At 62.3% G+C, this 19,548-nt stretch carries 14 protein-coding genes; 5 read left to right on the plus strand and 9 right to left on the minus strand.

From position 1 onward, the window contains the following. Window positions 1–372 precede the first annotated feature (372 nt). The gene (locus tag CX676_RS21945) at window positions 373–1,410 is read left to right on the plus strand and encodes a fatty acid desaturase (RefSeq protein WP_101754910.1); all 1,038 of its coding nucleotides are present in this window, start codon (window positions 373–375) and stop codon (window positions 1,408–1,410) included. Window positions 1,411–1,508: 98 nt separating this feature from the next. Here the strand turns inward: CX676_RS21945 and CX676_RS21950 are convergent, their stop codons facing one another. From CX676_RS21950 to CX676_RS21960, 3 genes are all read right to left on the minus strand, one after another. Further along, window positions 1,509–1,862, minus strand: a complete 354-nt coding sequence (locus CX676_RS21950) for a DUF982 domain-containing protein (protein ID WP_101754911.1) — start codon at window positions 1,860–1,862, stop codon at window positions 1,509–1,511. Window positions 1,863–1,978: 116 nt separating this feature from the next. After that, a complete protein-coding gene (locus CX676_RS21955) occupies window positions 1,979–3,184 on the minus strand; it encodes an IS256 family transposase (RefSeq protein ID WP_101752090.1) in 1,206 nt (401 codons plus the stop codon). Between the two features lie 97 nt (window positions 3,185–3,281). Beyond that, window positions 3,282–3,488, minus strand: coding sequence for a cold-shock protein (locus tag CX676_RS21960; RefSeq protein ID WP_101754967.1), 207 nt, complete (start codon window positions 3,486–3,488; stop codon window positions 3,282–3,284). A gap of 1,516 nt (window positions 3,489–5,004) precedes the next feature. Between CX676_RS21960 and CX676_RS23250 the strand changes: the two genes are divergently transcribed. Continuing rightward, window positions 5,005–5,139 carry a hypothetical protein gene (locus CX676_RS23250; RefSeq protein ID WP_101754912.1) on the plus strand — a complete coding sequence of 45 codons (135 nt, stop codon included), beginning with the start codon at window positions 5,005–5,007 and terminating at the stop codon, window positions 5,137–5,139. 41 nt (window positions 5,140–5,180) lie between these two features. Beyond that, window positions 5,181–13,562, plus strand: coding sequence for a GH36-type glycosyl hydrolase domain-containing protein (locus tag CX676_RS21970; RefSeq protein WP_101754913.1), 8,382 nt, complete (start codon window positions 5,181–5,183; stop codon window positions 13,560–13,562). Window positions 13,563–13,601: 39 nt separating this feature from the next. Here the strand turns inward: CX676_RS21970 and CX676_RS21975 are convergent, their stop codons facing one another. The 4 genes from CX676_RS21975 to CX676_RS21990 form a co-directional block, all read right to left on the minus strand. Beyond that, window positions 13,602–14,489, minus strand: a complete 888-nt coding sequence (locus CX676_RS21975; protein WP_101754914.1) for a transglutaminase family protein — start codon at window positions 14,487–14,489, stop codon at window positions 13,602–13,604. Between the two features lie 236 nt (window positions 14,490–14,725). Beyond that, a complete protein-coding gene (locus CX676_RS21980; RefSeq protein WP_101754915.1) occupies window positions 14,726–15,037 on the minus strand; it encodes a hypothetical protein in 312 nt (103 codons plus the stop codon). Beyond that, complete coding sequence (locus CX676_RS21985; RefSeq protein WP_101754968.1) at window positions 15,034–15,306, minus strand: hypothetical protein; 273 nt, start codon at window positions 15,304–15,306, stop codon at window positions 15,034–15,036. The genes CX676_RS21980 and CX676_RS21985 overlap by 4 nt, the downstream gene beginning before the upstream one ends. Before the next feature lie 415 nt (window positions 15,307–15,721). Then, window positions 15,722–16,456 carry a Crp/Fnr family transcriptional regulator gene (locus tag CX676_RS21990; protein WP_101754916.1) on the minus strand — a complete coding sequence of 245 codons (735 nt, stop codon included), beginning with the start codon at window positions 16,454–16,456 and terminating at the stop codon, window positions 15,722–15,724. Between the two features lie 153 nt (window positions 16,457–16,609). On the opposite strand from CX676_RS21990, the gene CX676_RS21995 reads away from it, so the two are divergent. Together CX676_RS21995 and groL are read left to right on the plus strand one after the other, a co-directional pair. After that, complete coding sequence (locus tag CX676_RS21995; RefSeq protein ID WP_101754917.1) at window positions 16,610–16,846, plus strand: hypothetical protein; 237 nt, start codon at window positions 16,610–16,612, stop codon at window positions 16,844–16,846. A gap of 136 nt (window positions 16,847–16,982) precedes the next feature. Beyond that, window positions 16,983–18,560 carry a chaperonin GroEL gene (groL, locus tag CX676_RS22000; RefSeq protein ID WP_101754918.1) on the plus strand — a complete coding sequence of 526 codons (1,578 nt, stop codon included), beginning with the start codon at window positions 16,983–16,985 and terminating at the stop codon, window positions 18,558–18,560. 323 nt (window positions 18,561–18,883) lie between these two features. Here groL and CX676_RS22005 read toward each other — a convergent pair whose 3' ends face one another. Continuing rightward, the gene (locus CX676_RS22005; RefSeq protein ID WP_101754919.1) at window positions 18,884–19,285 is read right to left on the minus strand and encodes a PIN domain-containing protein; all 402 of its coding nucleotides are present in this window, start codon (window positions 19,283–19,285) and stop codon (window positions 18,884–18,886) included. Next, window positions 19,275–19,505 (minus strand): AbrB/MazE/SpoVT family DNA-binding domain-containing protein, encoded by a 231-nt coding sequence (locus CX676_RS22010; protein ID WP_101754920.1) that lies wholly within the window; start codon window positions 19,503–19,505, stop codon window positions 19,275–19,277. The genes CX676_RS22005 and CX676_RS22010 overlap by 11 nt, the downstream gene beginning before the upstream one ends. Window positions 19,506–19,548: the final 43 nt, after the last annotated feature.

The raw sequence follows: 19,548 nt of genomic DNA on the forward strand, positions 1-19,548 counted from the left end.
GCCACGCGCGCCAATGCCGCGCGAGCAGCTTCGTCCAAGGGCTCTGACCGGCCATGCGACATCGCGACATCTGCCGATCGACCTCAGTTTCCCTGCCGGCTGCATGGACGGCCCATAGCCGCCGGTCGAGCTCGACATATGCTGCATTGCCGCATTCCTGGAAGCTGCCGTTCGTCTTGCGCCGCAACACACACGCGACCAAGAGGTAGCGATACGGACGCTCAGACCAAATCACTGTATGAATTGCCGGTTGAAAACCTAACCCATGCCCGCTAACGGCTAGGAGCCTGAACAAACCGCTGATGTAATGGCTTTTTGCCAGGGCCGGAAATCTCTCCCTCATTGTGTCGGAGAGAAAATGTACAGGCAAAGATGACAGATCAAACCGGTCGGCTCGGAAACGCGCCTCCCCGCAACGCGCGCGCCTGGCTCAGCACCCTGGCGCGGTATCGCGACCCGATGTCGGCGCGCAGCCTTTTCGAACTGGCGGCGACGCTGGTGCCGTTCGTCGCCCTCTGGGTGCTGGCCTGGGCGGCGCTTTCCGTAAGCGCATGGCTGGCGCTGTCCGTGGCGCTTCTGAACGGGGCATTCCTTGTCAGGATCTTCGTCATCCAGCACGACTGCGGACATGGGTCGTTTCTGACCAACAGAAAGGCGCAGGACTGGATCGGTCGTACCCTCGGTGTTCTGACCCTGACGCCCTATGCCGTCTGGAAGCGCACCCATTCGATCCATCACGCACATCATGGAGACCTCGATCAGCGCGGTATCGGGGATGTGCTGACACTGACCATCGATGAGTACCGGGCACGCTCGGCCGTCGGTCGCCTGATGTATCGGCTGTATCGCCACCCGGTCGTGCTGTTCCTGCTGGGGCCGAGCTATCTGTTCATCCTGCAAAACCGGCTGCCCATGGGCCTTATGAACGCCGGCTGGCGCTACTGGACCTCGGCCATGGGCACCAATGCGATGATTGGCATAGCCCTAGGGTTGATGATCTGGTTCGGCGGGCTGATGCCGGTGCTGCTGATCTTCCTTCCCACCTCTGTCGTGGCGGCGACGATCGGGGTCTGGCTGTTCTACGTCCAGCACCAGTTCGAAGAGACCCATTGGTCTCGCGGGGAGCAGTGGCAGCTGCATCATGCGGCGCTCGAGGGCAGTTCACATTATGTGCTGCCGCAGCCGCTGCAATGGCTGTCCGGGAACATCGGCATCCACCATGTGCATCACCTCTATTCCCGGATTCCGTTCTATCGGTTGCCCGAAGTCCTCCGCGATCACCGCGAACTGGCAGAGGCGCAACGCCTTACCATTGGCGAAAGCCTTGCGACGGTGCGGCTGCATCTTTGGGATGAGACAGAGGGCAGACTGGTGTCCTTTGCCGAGGTTCGCGCAAGATCCGGCCTGTAGTCTTGACCAGCGACAAGGCCGACACCCTGTCTCGGCCGAAGACAACCGGGGCTGGTCCTGCAGAAAGAAACCCGGTCGCCGCGCACGCAGGCCCTAACTCAAGCGGCCTGACGGCGAGAAAGGGCGATCAGATCCTCGGGGACGAAGCCAGCGCTGCGAGCGGCGGCGATGAAGGCACGGCGCGCGGTTCCGACCGAGCCCAGGCAGTCCATGGCAGCATCAAGATGATGCAGCGCACGTTCGCGAGCGTCATCTGACACCGGCCATTTTCTGGACAGCCAGTATCTTGCCTGCTCGATGGTACTGAATTTCTGCACGTCGCCTTCCGGCGACATGACAAAGGACAGGGGTTCCCCCCAGTGGATTTCTATCAAGTCAACTCTTTCAGGGAGAAGAGAACGGGCACATTCACCATGTGCATCCGGTTCAGGAGTACGGGCGGGTCCGGACATCGCCGATCCCACCCGCAGTAAAGCTGCCTGGACTCAGGCGAGCGTAAGATTCGTAGCCGATTCGCGGGTCACGTCCGTCAAGGTGGTGTAATTTCTCGGATGGCCTGAGGGCATGATTAGGCGGCTTTCGTTGTGATGCTAAGAATGGGATCGATCTCCTCCTTGTCGATCTGGGCGAAGGCCTCGACCATCATGTAGCGGCTTGCAGTCTGCCACTCGTCGTTTTGTTCGAAGAGGACGGCACCGATCAGGCGCATGATGGAGGCCTCGTTGGGGAAGATCCCGACGACGTCGGCGCGGCGTTTCACTTCCTTGTTCAGACGCTCGATCGGGTTGGTCGAGTGCAGTTTGGTGCGGTGCTGGCGAGGGAAGGACATGTAGGCCAGCACATCGTGCTCGCTTTCGTCCATGAGGTCGGCCAGCTTTGGCCATCTCGGGCGCAACTGCTCGGCCACCTTGCGCCAGGTTTCGCCGGCATGGGCACGGTCGGGCTGGTCGAAGGCCTGCCGGATCGCGGCTGCGATGACGGTGTGCTGGCCGCGCGAAACATGAGCGAGGGCATTGCGCATCCAGTGAACGCGGCACCGCTGCCACGTCGCTTCGAACACCCGGGCGATGGCGGCCTTGAGACCGGTGTGGGCGTCGCTGATGACCAAGCGGACCCCACCGAGGCCGCGCGCCTTCAGCGAGCGCAGGAACTCTGTCCAGAAGGTTTCGGCCTCAGAAGGACCGATGCCCAGACCGATGATTTCCCTGCGCCCCTCGGTGTTCGCGGCCACGGCGATTATCGCCGCCACCGGCACGATACGGCCGCCCTGCCGGACCTTCAGATAGGTGGCATCCAGCCAGAGATAGGGCCAATCGCCGGTCAGCGGCCGGTTCAGGAACTCGCCGACCCTTTCGTCGATGTCCTTGCACAGCTTGGACACGGTGCTCTTGGAGATGCCCGACAGCCCCATGGCCTGCACCAACTCGTCGACGCGACGGGTCGAGACGCCACCGATCCAGGCTTCCTGGATCACCGCGACCAGCGCCTGTTCCGAGGTCTTCCGGGCTTCGAGGAAGCCGGGGAAATAGCTGCCCTTCCGGAGCTTCGGCACCCGCAGGTTCAGCGTGCCCAAACGGGTATCGAGAGCGCGCTCTCGATACCCGTTGCGCCAGGTCGTGCGTTCGCCGCTGCGTTCATGCCGGCCGGCGCCGATCAGGCCGTCGACATCACTCTCCATGATCAGCTGAAGAACGGCCTCGGCAATGCCGCGCAGGAAATCGCCCTGATCATGCTTGGCCAGAAGCTCGGACAGGTCCATGTTGGTCTTGGTCATCGGGGTCTCCGTAAGGTTCGTGGTTGAAGCGTCGAAACTCCACCTCGACCATACACCTCGATGGCCACCCGGGATTACACCGATGAAGGCGTAGAAATTACACCACGTCCGCGGACGCTAACGATTCGCGGCCATTGCGGTCGCGCTCGATGTCGAACGAGACAGCCTGACCGTCTTCGAGGCCACGCAGCCCTGCGCGTTCCAGCGCGGTGACATGGACGAAGACGTCCTTGGCTCCACCTTCGGGGGCAATAAAGCCGAAACCCTTGGTAGCGTTGAACCATTTCACGTTGCCATTGGCCATCGTGACATTCCTTTTCAAGATGCTGCCCACACAACGTAGCAGCCCGGCAAAGCTGAAGATCGAATGCTGAGCCGAAAGGAGCAGGTCCGAAAAAAACATATGCTCATCCCATATAGGGCAAGGAGCGTGAAATTACGAGGAGTATCTGGGTGCCCCAAAAAATAACTCAGACCTGCTGCGAAAACAGGGCAGTTTTGCGGAATACTTCAGTCACCCGGCTCTTCCTTCACCCGCTTTTCCGGGCTTGTATCGGCGTTTGCATCCTTTTCCGTCGTCGGCCTCGACGCCGGCTTTCTTCCCCAGACGGGTTTCCGATAGGATCGCGGCGCTGCTTTCTGGCTCAGAAATTCGGCCAGGTTGAACGGCGTCTTAGGTGTCGAATATCCCATATCACTTTCTCCTGATTTACAAAGCAAAGCGGCGGAGCAGGCTCCGCCGCTTTACCCTCCCGGCTACTCTTTCTTGATGGGTGCGGACGAGCTGTAAATTAGCATCGCCTTGTCCCACCAATTCACACGGGAACCTTAACCGCCATTGCGAGGCGGTTTCCTATTCCTGGATCAGCTTGTGCAGCCGGACATAAGGCAGCATCGCCCCGCCACCAGAGGAATCGACCTCGATGGATTTTTCTTCACGCGCTGAACATGTTCTTGAGTCTGTACTCTCATTGGTGTTGCCAGCGGAACTCGCGAGTACTGGCGCGCAGTATCTGTTCGATTTTCGCATCAAATCCCCCCGTATTTTAAGTGTTTACTTGTTCCTGACGATGCCGAAGCCATCGATGGCAGCCTATCAGGGACGGGGCTTTCGCTTCTGTGGAGGGTCCGCAGATAGCTCTTCCTCCTTTGCCAGACGGGCAGCGCGAAGTGACTGAGTCAATTCATGGCGTTTTCGGAATTCCGCTTCGACGATGTCTCGCGCAGCGACTGTGGTTCGGTCCATGAGGTTCTCTCTGGGAGACGCGCGAAGAACCTCTTGCTTCCTTTTTTTGGCAGTCAAATCAACCTCCGCTCCATGCCGTTTTTGCAGAACTGAACTGCAAAACCACACCGGCAAAAGCCGATGTGAGATAAGAGAATTCCACGGAGATTTCTCACGAAAGAGATAAATCGCGCAGTCACCCGATCGTTCACCCGGGCAAGCTCTGCTCCTATCCAAGTAAGCAGTCGTTTCAGAAAATCAAGGCATTACAATAAATAAATTATCAAACCCAACCCGAAGCCACTCCAACCGCATGATATAATGACAACTTATGAGCACCCTTCGCTTCAGCCGCTGTAACGCTCATCCAAAGGGGTTGCTATTGAGGTCCTCTTCCATCATTCTCACGTCACAAGTTGATCTGGCGTCGAGAAAGCTCCGCCCGACGCCGTTGCCTTGATATCCAAAAATTACTGGCACTCCCTGAGTGAGTGAATGTGATCGCTGGTTCGAAACCTTCTCAGCCCCTTCGCATCGCGCGTGGGCTGAATAATCATGCCCGCGCTTTGCGGTCCGTAAATCAAAGGATAACTATATGGCCAAGGGAAATAAACGCGGAAATCGTGAGGCGAAGAAGCCCAAACAGGTCAAGGCTGCCCCAGTAGCGGCGCCTCTGTTCGAAAAAGGCGCACTGGCACCCGCTGCAGCGCCGAAGAAGAAAAAGGGTTGAGCGGCTGCCTCGGAGCGGCGGTCGAACGTATTTCTGCCGGGATGACGACCCGTGATATCGTGCCGGGTCACCCCTGGGCGGATACGGCACCTGTTCGCGCAGAACTTTTCAGCGCCGAGCGGCTTGAGCAGCACGCGATCTCGCTGGCTTCTGCGCAGCCGGTGGCTGAACGGACAAAAAGGGTCCGGACATTGCGCCGCCGGCTGGACGACAATGCAAAGGTGTTGCTTACGGCGTGGCGCGCCAGCGCCAGTGAAGTTGCAGCCGGGCGCGAAGTGGTGCCCGCCGCGACCTGGCTTCTGGACAATTACCACCTCGTCGAGGCGCAGATCCGGGAAGTTCGCACCGATCTTCCCGAAGGGTATTATCGTCTTTTGCCAAAACTGGCGGATGGTCCATTCGCAGGATACCCACGCGTCTTCGGCGTGACCTGGGCATTCGTGGCCCATACCGACAGCCATTTCGATCCGGACATCCTGCGCCGTTACCTCGTCGCATATCAAACGGTGCAGCCGCTGACGATCGGCGAGCTCTGGGCCGTTGCCATCACCCTGCGCATCGTTCTGATCGAGAACCTGCGCCGGCTGGCGGATCAGATGACGATGGGGCGCGCTGACCGGCTCGATGCCAACAGCCTCGCTGATCGCATCTGTGCCCCGGGTCAGGCACATACCGCCTTGTTGCCCGAAGTGGCACGCCTCGCCGGACGCCCGCTGTCCGAGGTGTTCGCCGCCCAACTGGCCAAACGCATGCGCGACCGCGATCCGCGCACCAATCCCGCGCTCGGCTGGCTTGAGGAGACTCTGGCGACGCAGGGAACGAATATCGACACTGTCGTCCGCCACGCACAGGAACGACAGGGCGCCTCGAACGTCACTCTGCGCAATGTCATCACCGCGATGCGCAGAATTTCCGCGACCGACTGGTCTGATCTCTTTGAAAGCGTCAGCCTGGTCGAGGCTGATCTGCGCGACTATCCCGGCTATGCGGCAATGGATTTTCCCAGTCGCAATCTTTACCGCAGTGGGGTCGAGGATCTCGCGCGCGGTGTTGCACTGAGCGAGGGAGAAGTCGTCGCTTTGGCATGCCGACGGGCATCGGCAGCGCCCGCAGGGACCATGCGGGCGGATCCTGGTTGGTCGTTGATCGCGGCAGGAAGACCGGCCTTTGAACAGGAGATCGGCTTTCGCCCCCCTATCCATCTGAGGTTTCGCAGATGGGGGATCGCCGCGGGCCTGCGTGGCTATCTCGGCGCTATCGCGGTTCTGACGCTGGTCTTGCTATCGCTGTGCGTCATGTGGATCACGGGTGGAGTTGTCGGGGCTCTCTGGCTTCTGGCCATGGTGCTGCCGGCCAGCGGCGTTGCGGTGATGCTGGTGGACCGCATCTTGGGCGGCGGTATCGGTGCAACCTTATTGCCGGGCCTCGATCTGAGGGCAGGCGTGCCGTCCGAGTTTCGTACGGTTGTCGCGGTCCCGGTATTGGTGTCTGGCGACGATGATCTGCGCGCGCAAATAGAGGCGTTAGAGGTTCATCATCTTTCTGGTGCAGGCGGCGATCTGACGTTCATTCTGCTGACGGACAACGTTGACGCCCCGCATGAGGTCATGCCGGGCGATGCGGCACTGCTGGAACAGGCGACAGAGGGCATCGCAGCCCTGAACCGTCGCCATCCGCCTGGTCCGGCGGGCCCGCGTTTCCTGCACCTGCACCGCCCCAGGCAGTTCAATGCGTCCGAGGGCGTCTGGATGGGGTGGGAGCGCAAGCGCGGCAAGCTGCACGAATTGAACCTCTTGTTGCGCGGGGCAACGGATACGGGGTTCCGCGAAGCCGATGGGCGCGTGCCCGTCGTTCCTGCCGATGTGCGCTATGTCATCACGCTGGATGCCGACACAAGGATGCCGCGCGACACGGCGGCGCGTCTGATCGGCAAGATCGCCCATCCGCTGAACCGTCCGATCTTTGATCCCGCATTGGGCCGGGTGACCAGCGGCTACGGTATTCTGCAACCCCGTGTCACCCCATCGCTGGAGTCAGGCCTGCCCGCCACGCTCTATCAAAAGGCGACCGCAGGGCCGGGCGGGATGGAACCCTATGCCTCGGCGGCCTCGGATCTGTGGCAGGATCTGTTCGGCGAGGGGTCTTTTACCGGCAAGGGTATCTATGACGTCGACGCCTTCGAGGCGGCGATGCGGGGGCGAGTGCCTGACAATACCCTGCTGAGCCATGACCTGCTGGAGGGCATTTTCTCCCGCGCGGGTCTGGCCTCGGATGTCGAACTGATCGAGGCCTTTCCTGGCCGTGTTGACGTTGCCGCGCGCCGCCAACATCGCTGGACGCGGGGCGACTGGCAGCTTTTGCGCTGGCTCTTCGCGCCCGGGGTGCCGGTGCTGGGACGGGTCAAGATGGCCGATACGCTGCGCCGCTCGCTGATCGCACCGTCCATGCTCGCGGCGTTGACGCTCGGGTGGTTGCTGCCGGGAAAGGCTGCGCTAAGCGCCACGCTGCTGCTGTTGGCCGCGCTGGCGTTGCCGGTGGTCTGGCCGACGATCCTTGGGGTGATCCCGCGTCGGGCGGGGTTGGACTCCTCCAGCCATCTTCGCCAGTCGGCGGGCGATCTGGGTATGGCCGGCTTGCGGGTCGGGCTGGCTGCGACTTTCCTCGCCGATAACGCCTCGCGCATGATGGATGCCATTCTGCGCAGTCTGTGGCGGACCGGTGTCTCTCACCGCCATCTTCTGGAGTGGACAACTGCAGCCCAGGCATCTGGCCGGGCGCGGCCCGGGCTTTGGAGCCTTTCACTCTTCATGGCCGGCGGGATGGGGTTGGGCGTAATTCTGGTGACCGGCGCCGTGACACTGGCGCCTGCTGCGGCCCCGCTGGCGCTGCCGTTTGCGGCGTTGTGGCTTTGTGCGCCGTTCATCGCATTCCGGATCAGCCGTCCATCTGCCGGCCCGCAACAGAATACCCTGTCCCCCGATGCCGCGCGTGACCTGCGCGTGATCGCCCGTGCGACCTGGCGCTATTTCGAGACCTTCGTGACGGCGGATCACAGCCATCTGCCGCCCGACAACCATCAGGAAGTTCCCGTGCCGCTGACTGCGGCCCGCACCTCGCCCACGAATATGGGCCTCTATCTGCTGTCCTGCGTGGCCGCCCGCGATTTCGGCTGGATCGGAACCGTCGAGGCGACAGAAAGGTTGGAGGCTACCCTTGCCACGATGCAAGAACTGCCGAAGCATAAAGGGCATTTCTACAACTGGTATGGGACGGCAGATGGGCAGGTGCTCAACCCGGCCTATGTCTCATCGGTCGACAGCGGGAATCTGGCAGGGCATCTGATCGCTCTGGCAAACGCCTGCGAAAGCTGGGCAAGCGATGAAGGCTGGCCGGACAGCAACACCCAACGCGCGGGCCTTGTCGATACACTCCGACTTGCCCGGCAGTCACAAAATGGCGGCGGAGTGCCCATCAGCGGCCTCCTGGACGGGTTGGAGGCTGCAATACTCATCCCCGGCGAAAGCGTCGCCTGGCCAGCCATCCTTCGTCTGGCCGTAAAGGCCAAGGGGGCATTGGCGAGCGAACCATTTGCCGATGATCTTCGCGAATGGTTGCAGGCCCTGTGTGATCAATGCGCGCGCAACGCTCATCCCTATGATCCCGCCGCGCTGCCGCCGCGGCTGCACGCATTGGCGGCGCAGGCGCGGGCCATGGCTCTGGCGATGGATTTCGCCTTTCTCTTCGATCCAGACCGCAAGCTTCTGTCGATCGGCTGGTCCCGCAACGACAATGCCCTCGACGAGAGCTGCTATGACCTTCTGGCCTCCGAGGCGCGGCTGGCCAGCCTGTTCGCCATCGCAAAGGGCGATGTGCCGGTGCGCCACTGGTTCCGCCTGGGCCGACCCGCCACGCCCGCGCGCGGCGGGTCGGTGCTGGTATCCTGGTCCGGCTCGATGTTCGAATATCTGATGCCGGCATTGGTGATGGAGGAGCCATCGGGCAGCCTGCTCGATCAGACCAACCGGCAGGTTGTGGCCGGGCAGCGCGCCTACGGCCGCCGGCATGGGGTCCCCTGGGGCATATCGGAATCCGGCTTCAACGCTCGCGATCTGGATATGAATTACCAGTACTCCACCTTCGGTATCCCGGGAATGGGGCTGAAGCGCGGCCTTGCCACCGATCTGGTGGTGGCGCCCTATGCCACCGGGCTTGCGACGATGTTCGCCCCGGCCGAGGCTCACCGCAACTATGCCGCGCTGGCGGCGGCTGGAGGCCGTGGTCGCTACGGGTTTTATGAGGCGCTGGATTTCACGCCCTCGCGGCTGCTTGACGGCGAAACCGTTGCCGTGGTTCGCAGCTATATGGCGCATCATCAGGGCATGACCATCGTCGCCATCGCAAATGTCCTGCAGTCTGGCCGCATCCGGTCGCATTTCCATGCCGAGCCGATGATACGCGCGACCGAGCTTGTCTTGCAGGAACGCATCCCGCGCGACATCCCCGCCGTGACGCCGCGCCTTGAAGCCGTGGCGGTGCCCGACAGCCCGAGCGCGCTGGACATGCAGCGGATGGCGCTGATCGAAGGCACCCCACAGGGGCCGCCGGTCAGCCATATCCTGTCGAACGGCAGTTATTCGGTGATGCTGACCACAACCGGCGGCGGCTATAGCCGTTGGGGCGACATCGCCCTGACGCGATGGCAGGCGGATGCCACGCGTGACACCGGCGGCACGCGGATCTGGCTACGCGATCTACAGGGCGGCCAGCTGCATTCCGTCGAGGGCGCGGCAGACGACGACCAGCGCGAGGTGCAGTTCTTTGAGGATCGCGTCGGCTTCTCACGCAGGCAGGGCACTCTATCCACAGCGATGGATGTGCTCGTTTCGGGCGAGGATGATGCCGAAGTGCGCCGGGTTGCAATCACTTCCACGTCCCGCCGTCCGCGTGAGGTAGAACTGACATCCTATGCCGAGCTGGCCCTGACCACACAGGCTGCGGATGCAGCGCATCCCGCCTTTACCCGGATGTTCGTGCAGACCGAATACCTGCCGGAATTCGGCGCGGTCATCGCGACCCGCAGGCCGCGTTCCCCTGATGAAACCCCGGTCTGGGCGGCCCATTTTCTGGTGGTGGAGGGTGAGCTTTCCGCGGCGATGGAATTCGAGACCGACCGCGCTGCTTTTGTCGGGCGCGACAATGACCTGTCCTCGGCGCAGGCTCTGATCCCGGGGAGCCGGTTGGAGGGAGGGATCGGCACTGTGCTGGACCCGGTCTTTGCGCTGCGTCAGCGGGTCAGGATCCCGGCAGGCGGCACCGTGAAACTCGCGTTCTGGACAGTGGTCGCGCCGACCCGCGATGCGCTCACCGACCTGATCGACCGACACCATGACCGCAATGCCTTTGATAGGGCAAAAACACTTGCCTGGACCCAGGCACAGGTTCAACTGCGCCATCTCGCGATCACACCGGTGCAGGCAGCCGGCTTCCAGCGCCTCACCGCGCCGATCCTCTGTTCGGACATGCGTTTCCGGGCGCGTGCCGATCTTGTTGCCACGGGCGCAGGCAAGCAATCTGCACTTTGGCCGATGGGCGTCTCGGGCGATCTGCCCATCGTGCTGCTGCGCATCGACGATGCCGCCGACATCGCGCGGGTGCATGAGATGCTGCTGGCGCAGGAATATTGGCGTGGCAAAGGCTTGGCGGTGGATCTGGTAATCCTCAACGAGCATCCCGCCTCCTATGTTCAGGGCCTGCAAACGGGGATCGAGGCGGCGCTGAGGGGCTCGCGGGCGCCGGATGGCGGTGGAGGTGGGCAAACACATGCCCTGCGCGCCGATCTGATCTCGCCCGAGGCGCGGTCGCTGCTGATCTCGGTGGCGCGGGTGCATCTGGTGGCGCGGCGCGGCACCCTGGCCGAACAGATCGCTGCAATCCTGGCAGATGATATTGGCGAAGAGGAGCCCCCGGCGACACGGGCGCGGCAACTCCCTGCCACGGCCAGCCCACCAGCGGTCGAAGAACTGGAGTTCTTCAACGGCATCGGCGGCTTTGCGCGGCAGGGCCGGGAATATGTTACGATCCTCGACGGCAGCATCCCGACACCGGCGCCCTGGATCAATGTCATTGCCAATGACAGCCTTGGCTTTCACGTCTCGGCCACAGGCAGCACCAGCACCTGGGCCGGGAACAGCCGAGAGAACCGCCTGACACCTTGGTCGAACGATGCAGTGGCCGATCCGACGGGAGAGGCGTTCTACATCCGCGACGATGCCACGGGCGAGGTATTCTCGCCCACCTTTGCTCCTTTGCGCCAGGCGGGGCGTCACATCGCGCGTCATGGCTTTGGCTACAGCCGGCTTCAGCACCAGGCGGGGGGGATCTGCCTTGACCTGCTGCAATTCGTGCCGCTCGCGGATCCAGTAAAAATTTCGCGCCTGACCCTGCGCAACCTGTCCGCCCAGCCCCGGCGGCTGACCGTGATCAGCTATGCCGAGCCAGTGATGGGCCCGTCACGCGCGGGGTCGGCGCCGTTCCTGACCACCGAACGCGACGGTGAGACCGGCGCGCTCTTTGCCCGTAATCCGTGGAACACGGCCTTTCCTGACCGGGTGATGTTCGTCGACCTAGCGGGCGCTCAAAGCGGGTTCACCACCGACCGCACCGGGTTTCTGGGCCGGGGCGGCGCACCCACCATGCCACTGGCGGTCAGCCTCAGACAACCGCTGGCGGGTCGTGCCGGATCAGGCCTCGATCCCTGCATGGCTCTGGAACGCAAGGTAGAGCTGGCGCCGGGTGCTCAGATCGTCATTGACCACTTCCTCGGCCAGACGGTCTCTGTCGAAGACGCACGAACCCTGATCTGCCGCCTCCGCAAGACTGATCTTGATGCCGCGCTGGCCGAGGTCGAAGCGCATTGGGAGGCCGTGCTCGGAACCGTGCAGATCGAAACGCCGGACCGTGCGATGGATGTCATGGTCAATGGCTGGCTGCAGTACCAGACACTGGCGTGCCGCATTCAGGCGCGCGCCGGCTTCTATCAGGCCAGTGGGGCCTATGGGTTCCGAGATCAGTTGCAGGATGGCATGGCACTGACCCTGTCTCAGCCCGACCGTGTCCGCAGCCATTTGTTGCGCGCGGCCGGACGACAATTCCCCGAGGGCGATGTGCAGCACTGGTGGTTGCCGCATTCGGGGCAAGGCGTGCGCACGCGAATATCGGATGATTGCGTCTGGCTGGCCTACGCCGCTGCGGAATATATTGCGGTGACAGGCGACAGCGCGGTGCTGGACGAGCGGGTTCCCTTCATTGAGGGAGCTTTACTGGCATCGGACCAGCATGACGCCTTCTTCCAACCCGAGCCATCGGGAACCGATGCAACACTCTGGCAGCATTGCGCGCTTGGCCTCGACCGCACCATCGCGCTGACAGGCGCGCTCGGCCTGCCGCTGATCGGCACCGGCGACTGGAATGACGGCATGAACCAGGTTGGTGAGGCGGGGCGCGGCGAGAGCGTCTGGCTCGGCTGGCTGCTTCTCGATACGCTTAGCCGCCTCACTCCCCTGGCCGAGGTCCGTGATCCGGTGCGCGCCGTGCGCTGGCAGGCACATGCTACCGACCTCCGCGCGGCGCTGGAGCGGGAAGCGTGGGACGGGGAATGGTATCGCCGCGCCACCTTCGATGACGGGACCTGGCTTGGCTCTGCCGCGGCAACCGCGTGTCGGATCGACTCGATCGCGCAAAGCTGGGCGGTCTTGTCAGGTCAGGCCGATCCGGCCCGCGCCGCGACAGCGATGGCCTCGGTCGAACGGCATCTGATCCGCCCCGATCCGGGTATTGCGCTGCTGTTCACCCCGCCCTTTGACAATGCGGCCGTCGGCTTCGGCCCCGATCCCGGATATATTGCGGGCTATCCCCCCGGCCTGCGTGAGAATGGCGGCCAATACAGCCATGCGGCGATGTGGGCGATACTGGCGCGAGCTAAGCTGGGTGACGGCGACGGCGCGGTGCGCCTGTTCGCGATGCTGAATCCGATCAACCATGCGCTGACCGCGGAATACGCCGGACGATACAAGGTCGAACCCTATGTCGTTGCGGCGGATGTCTATTCAGTCGGCCCGCATGAAGGACGGGGCGGCTGGACATGGTACACCGGGTCTGCGGCCTGGATGTATCGCGCTGCGGTCGAGGGCATTCTCGGCATCCGGCGCGAGGGCGATCATGTGCGGATCGCACCGTGCTTGCCTGCGCATTGGCCTGGCTTCTCCGCAACGGTGCGGGTGGCCGGCACCGCCATCGATATCCGGGTTACGCAGGGCGACATTGCTCCCGAAGGTTTCATCCATTCGAAGGACAACGACACACGCGCGCTGTTGGACGGCGCGCAGCACCTGGTTCGGTTGCATATCCCGCTTCAGTCCGCGTGACCGCCCACACCTCGGTTCGCGCGGCCGACCAGCGCCACGTTAAGATGAGGCTTGGTTCAAGCTCCCCGCAGTCACGGTGACACTGACCGCCATTTCGATAAGTGCATCACTGTTGCCGATGAAGCTGCCCGAAACCGGGACGATCTGGCGCACATCGCGGGCCACGGCCACCGGGATCAGATTCCTTGCACCAACACTCCGGTTGGTCGGATCGAAAGTGATCCAGCCCGCGCCGGGCACATAGATCTCGGTCCAGGCATGGGTCGAACCCGGCCCCGTGGATCCGACAAGGCTTTCACGGGGATCGAACAGATATCCGGACACGATACGTGCGCCGAACTTGAGTATCCTTGCCGCTTCCGCCAGCATGACCGCGAAATCCCTGCACGACCCCCAGCCACGATGCAGGGTTTCAAGCGGCGATTGCGTGCCCTCGGTCTCCCGGCTCTGATAGGAAATGCGGTCGGATATCCCGTCGCTGATATCCATGAGCAGGGACAGCGTGTCGGTGCGCCAGCCGTAGACAAACCCCTCGACCCAGCGTGAGAAATGACCTTCAGGATCGGGATATTGTGGCATGGCCAGCGCACCGAGGTCGGTCCAGTCGTCACCGGAGTAGAGGAACGGCCAGCGCATCGCGGCGGGCGCAATGGCGAATCCTGGCGAGGGCGAAGCCGTCAATTCGATCCTCGCGCGGCTCTCGATCCGCAAGCAGGCGGTCGGCTGCAAAAACGTGGCCGTGGTGATCACGTTTCCCGAGACGTCATTCGCCCATGACAGTTCCGCAGCCGGAGACAGGGAAACGTCATGGGACAGGAGGTGCAGGTCCCGGGACTCGCGTGGCCGAAGCATCATACGGTGCGGTCCGAGGGAGACCTCGCTTCGATATCGGTAGGTGGTCGTATGAACCGTTTCGAGAAAGACCACGTGTATCCTGCTTTCGACCGCCGCTATGCCCGCAGAGAATGCTTTTCAGGACTTTCGCGAAGAGCCCGGGGAAACGGGGACGGCATTCTTCCACGAATGGGACCCTTTGCAGCGTTTGCATATGCGCTCGCCGAACCCCTCGCTCCAGAACATCGTCTGGCATCGCAGGCAGGATCGTTCCCTTGGTGCATCCGTAAGGGCGCGTTGCAGGTCGTTATCGTCAGGCAGGGAATCTTTCACGGTTTTTTCGGTTCGCTCTCGATCAGTCGCGCCAGATCTCCGAGGGCGCGCTGGATCAGCTTCTGCTTACGGGCGTCCCTTGCTTCCGCGGTCTCTGCGTAGCGACGGATCAGGTATTGGGCCTTAACCGCTGCCTCCATCCATGTCACCGATGGCTCGGCGAGAAGTTGCGCTTCAAGCTCCTCCTGGCGTTTGCGCAGGGCCTCCTGATCGGCTTCGAACTCCCTGAGAGCATGACGGCGAAAATCCGTCGCCATCTGTCCTTCGGTGCTACGCCGGGCATCAAGGCTCACCGGATCATCACTCATTCTGCGCCACCCGGCTGAGGTGCTGCCTGATCTCGCCCGATCGCGGCCTCAAGGTCTTTCTCAGTGATCGGTCGCATCTCCGCCCGACCAGCCCGTCCTGTGACAATCATATGGGTCGAGGTCCTGCGGTAGGCCTCAAAGCTCAACCCCTGCAGAAGCTCTTCCTCGACGAGGACATCATAATTTCCGGCGGGCAGCAGATCGGCGTAACCTGACAAGGTGAACGGATGCGCGAAAGTCACCTGCTTCCTGGATGAGCGGATGTTCATCTGTAGCCCCCGATCAGGTCTGAAAAACTTGTCCGCGTGTGACGCCTTCGCTTCGGCGCGGCGACACGGCAGCGTTCTGACCATACGATCATCGTCCGCCGCCGGGGCTGATCGGTGTTAGCGTCCTCTCTGAATTATGCCTGAATCAAAAATGGATGCGACCGTCGCACTTCCGGCTCCCCGGAACGCGATGGCATGCTGAATATCGGCCCATGCAAACCTGGATCAGTCAGCCGCTCCAAGACTCCGTTATACGGAAAGGCGCTGGCGGGGAGCCAGTCAGCAGGTCGTAACAAGTTCCAGCGAGGCTGCGGAGCCCGCAACCGACGATATCCGGCGTGCGGATTGTGCAGCCTCGCTTGTCAGGGCGACAAGGGCGGCAAGGCCTGCCTCCTCAATGGTCGTTGCAGGCGGGTCAACGCAGCAACGGCCCTGCATGATCCATATATCCGGTGTCGAAACCCGCCAGTGCCTGAAGGCCCTCGAAATTGTTGAAGGTCACCTTGCCTTGCCGGAACGTGACCAGCCCGTCCTCCCGCAACTGCCGCAGCACCCGGTTGACGTGAATGGCGCTCAGACCAAGGGCATCGGCCAGATGATACTGGGTCAGGGGACAGGAGAATCCCGTCCTGTCGCCGATCCCCACATGGTTCAGCCGTGCCCCGAGTTCCATGAGCAGATGCGCCATCCGCTCCACCGCTGAGCGCCGCCCGAGATTGACCAGATGCTCGACCATCATCGCCTCGTCGCGGGATGAGGCCCAGAGGACGGCGGTGGCAAGCCGGGGCGCCTCGGCAAATGCGCCGAGGATATCGGGGGCAAAGACCTCGGAGGCTTCGATATCCGTCAGCGCCTCGAGGCTGAGGTCTGACGTTCGGAACAGGATGCTGCGCAAACCCAGAAAATCGCCGGGAATCTGGAAGTTGATGACCTGCCGTCCGCCATCGGGCAGCATCTTGTAGGAGCAGGCCCAGCCTTCGGCCAGAATGTAGACCGAAGCATTCGACTGGCCCTCGTGCATCATCTCATGCCCGGCGAGGAAGGTTCTGCGCCGCCGATGAAAGCGCGCAAGTGTCTCCAGATCCACATCCGACAGGGCCACGAAGGTCGACAGCTTCCGGGTCAGCGGACTGCTCTCAATATGGGTCAACAGCTTCTCCCGGTTGGTGCGGAGTTCACGACAGGCAGTCGGGCAGGCTGCTCTGGATCAGTCCGGCCGACAGAACTTCCTGTCAGGGTGATGCAGCTCATCAGGATTCTGCCCCTGTCCTGATCCTCTTCTATACCAAAAGGACGCCTCGCGATGCCCGGCCAGACAGATCATGCAGGAATGGCAGCACTTTCCATCTGCGAGGCTCTCCTGCTCGCCATCAATGACCACAAACTTCTGCCCGAACGCGAGATCGCAGGCGTGCTCCGCGATGCGGCGGCTGCGCATGAGAATGCAGCAGGCAATGCGACAGAGATGGAGATGCATCAAAGCGTCGCCAGCCTGATCAACGGGATCATGGTCGGGATAAACCCAACCGGTCGGCCTTAGCGCTGCGCTCTCTCAGTCCAGGGGGAACCCGAGACGGCGGCCTTCAGCAGAGGGCAGCGCATCCGGGATCGGCCACGCCCATTCTCGCAGGACTATTGCCCTGCTTCCACATTGCCAATTTTCAGGAGCGACCGACATGTCTGCGAAAGACGTTCTCTTCGGCACCGAAGCCCGCAGTCGCATGGTGAAAGGGATTGATGTCCTCGCCGATACGGTCAGGATCACCCTCGGCCCGAAGGGGCGCAATGTCATCCTGGGCCGGGACTTCGGGGTTCCGCGGATCACCAAGGACGGCGTGACAGTTGCGCAGGAAATCGAGCTTGCGGACAGGTTCGGGAATATGGGCGCCCGGCTGGTTCGGGAAGTTGCGACCCGCACCAATGACGAGGCGGGAGATGGCACGACGACCGCCACCGTCCTTGCGCAGGCCATCGTCAGGGAAGGCATGAAGGCGGTGGCTGCCGGCATGAACCCGATGGATCTGAAACGCGGCATCGACAAGGCTGTAAAGGCTGCCGTCACGGGCATCAGGGACATGTCGCGGCCAGTTCGCGACAGTGATGAAATCGCGCGGGTCGGAATGATCTCGGCGAATGGCGATGCCGCCATCGGCCGACAGATCGCGGATGCGATGGAGCGGGTCGGCAAGGAAGGTGTCATCACCGTCGAGGACGCAAAAGGCATCGAGACAACGACAGAAGTCGTCGAAGGCATGCAGTTCGATCGCGGCTATCTCAGCCCCTACTTCATCACCAACGCGCAAAAGATGACCGTGGAACTCGAAGACTGCGTCATCCTGCTGCTCGACAGCAGGTTATCGGCGCTCAAGCCAATGCTGTCGTTGCTTGAGGAGGTGCTGGAGGCCGACAAAGCGCTGCTGATCGTTGCGGAAGATATCGAAGGCGAGGCGCTTGCGATGCTGGTCGTCAACAAGCTCCGCGCTGATCTGAAGGTTGCGGCGGTCAAGACCCCCGGCTTCGGCGATGGCCGCAAAGCCATGCTGGAAGATCTCGCCATTCTGACGGGCGGCGAGGTGATCTCGGCCGATCTGGGAACGCGGCTTGAAGATGTGACGATGGCGCGGCTGGGCACGGCGAAGAAAATCCTCGTCGGCAAGGACGCCACGACCTTGATCGGCGGTCAGGGCGACAAGGCCGCAATCGCGTCTCGCATCGGCCAGATCCGCGGGCAGATCGAGGATGAAGCGTCGGATTACGAGAAGGGAAAGATGCAGGAGCGGCTGGCACGCCTTTCGGGCAGCGTTGCCGTGATCCGCGTCGGCGGTGCCACCGAGACAGAGGTGACCGAACGCAAGGACAGGATTGACGATGCGCTCCATGCGACGCGTGCGGCCGTCGAGGAGGGTGTGGTTCCGGGCGGAGGGGTCGCGCTCCTTCTCGCCGGAAATCTGCTGGCCGATATGAAAGGCGACAATCCCGAGCAGGACGCCGGGATCAGGATCATCCGAAGGGCGCTACAGGCGCCTCTGCGCCAGATCGCCGAGAATGCCGGGATCGACGGCGCTGTAGTCGCGGGGAAGATCATCGAGGCAGGTCGCGCTGGCTTCGGCTTCGATGCGCAGGCAGAGAGCTTCGTCGACATGTTCGAGGCCGGTATCGTTGATCCGACGAAGGTGGTGCGGATCGCGCTCGAGGATGCCGCCTCGATTGCGGGCCTTCTGATCACCACCGAGGTCATGATCGCTGAGAGCTGATGAGGCGCGCGGAAATTGCGTGAGTGGTTTCCCCGGTGGCCGCTATACGTTCTCACCGACAGAAAACACGGAATTCCGGGAATAATTCAGAAACGCTTTCCTGGCCTTGCGGTGACTACCATGCCGCGTGCCCAACAGAGCGCTCTCCGCCCCTCGCGGTGGTTCTGACTGGGAACTCGCTGCAGTGCGCCCGAACGGCTGCTTCGATAGATTGCTGCAGCGGCCATGCCGCGCTGTAGTCAGGCGGCTCTCCGCCCGATCTGCATGAAGCCCGCGAGAAAACTGACCTTCAAACGACCCATCGTTGTCGACACAGGTCATGCTCATGCGGCGAAGGGATTCCTGATCGTGATCCTGTCGGCCACCCTGAACCCGTCCTGCATGTCCTCGGAAAGCAGGTTATCACAGCCAGCCAGCAGCCCGGCCGCAACGATCATCGCGTCATAGACAGACAGCGCGTGCTTCCGCGCCAGGGCGATGCCCAGATCATGCGTCTCATAGGTCAGTGGCTCGACGGTCACAAACTCACGGATCATGAGCAGAAATTCATCGCTCTGCGCCCAACTCATCCTGAACTTCCGCCGCGTGACGTTCGCGATCTCGTTCAGCACCTGCACGCTGACGGTTCCGCCGCCGCGCAGCAGACATTCGGCAACGTCTGCCTTGGCACGGTCTTCAGAGAGCAGGTAAAGCAGGACGTTGGTGTCGAAGAACCTACCTGGCATTCGCCTCGTTCCGGTCGAACCGGTAGTCCTTGGGCATCAATCCGCGAAACTTGCGAAGCCGGGCCAGGATTTCTTCGGGATCGCGGCGGCGATGAACCTCAAAATGCCCGGCATCGGCCGCGGTGATTTCGATCTCGTCGCCCGCCTTCAACCCGAGTTCCTGGACCATCCGCGCAGGCAGGCGGACGGCCAGAGAATTGCCCCATTTCGCGATCTGCATGATGTTTGGCTCCGCCTTGAATGATACACATCTCCAGCAATGT

Source organism: Paracoccus zhejiangensis, assembly GCF_002847445.1.
Lineage (GTDB): Bacteria > Pseudomonadota > Alphaproteobacteria > Rhodobacterales > Rhodobacteraceae > Paracoccus > Paracoccus zhejiangensis.

Coding starts and splice junctions, on each gene's coding strand:
- CX676_RS21945 (WP_101754910.1), top strand. CDS start 373: ATGACAGATCAAACCGGTCGGCTCGGAAACGCGCCTCCCCGCAACGCG.
- CX676_RS21950 (WP_101754911.1), bottom strand. CDS start 1,862: ATGTCCGGACCCGCCCGTACTCCTGAACCGGATGCACATGGTGAATGT.
- CX676_RS21955 (WP_101752090.1), bottom strand. CDS start 3,184: ATGACCAAGACCAACATGGACCTGTCCGAGCTTCTGGCCAAGCATGAT.
- CX676_RS21960 (WP_101754967.1), bottom strand. CDS start 3,488: ATGGCCAATGGCAACGTGAAATGGTTCAACGCTACCAAGGGTTTCGGC.
- CX676_RS23250 (WP_101754912.1), top strand. CDS start 5,005: ATGGCCAAGGGAAATAAACGCGGAAATCGTGAGGCGAAGAAGCCCAAA.
- CX676_RS21970 (WP_101754913.1), top strand. CDS start 5,181: ATGACGACCCGTGATATCGTGCCGGGTCACCCCTGGGCGGATACGGCA.
- CX676_RS21980 (WP_101754915.1), bottom strand. CDS start 15,037: ATGAGTGATGATCCGGTGAGCCTTGATGCCCGGCGTAGCACCGAAGGA.
- CX676_RS21985 (WP_101754968.1), bottom strand. CDS start 15,306: ATGAACATCCGCTCATCCAGGAAGCAGGTGACTTTCGCGCATCCGTTC.
- CX676_RS21995 (WP_101754917.1), top strand. CDS start 16,610: ATGCCCGGCCAGACAGATCATGCAGGAATGGCAGCACTTTCCATCTGC.
- groL (WP_101754918.1), top strand. CDS start 16,983: ATGTCTGCGAAAGACGTTCTCTTCGGCACCGAAGCCCGCAGTCGCATG.
- CX676_RS22005 (WP_101754919.1), bottom strand. CDS start 19,285: ATGCCAGGTAGGTTCTTCGACACCAACGTCCTGCTTTACCTGCTCTCT.
- CX676_RS22010 (WP_101754920.1), bottom strand. CDS start 19,505: ATGCAGATCGCGAAATGGGGCAATTCTCTGGCCGTCCGCCTGCCTGCG.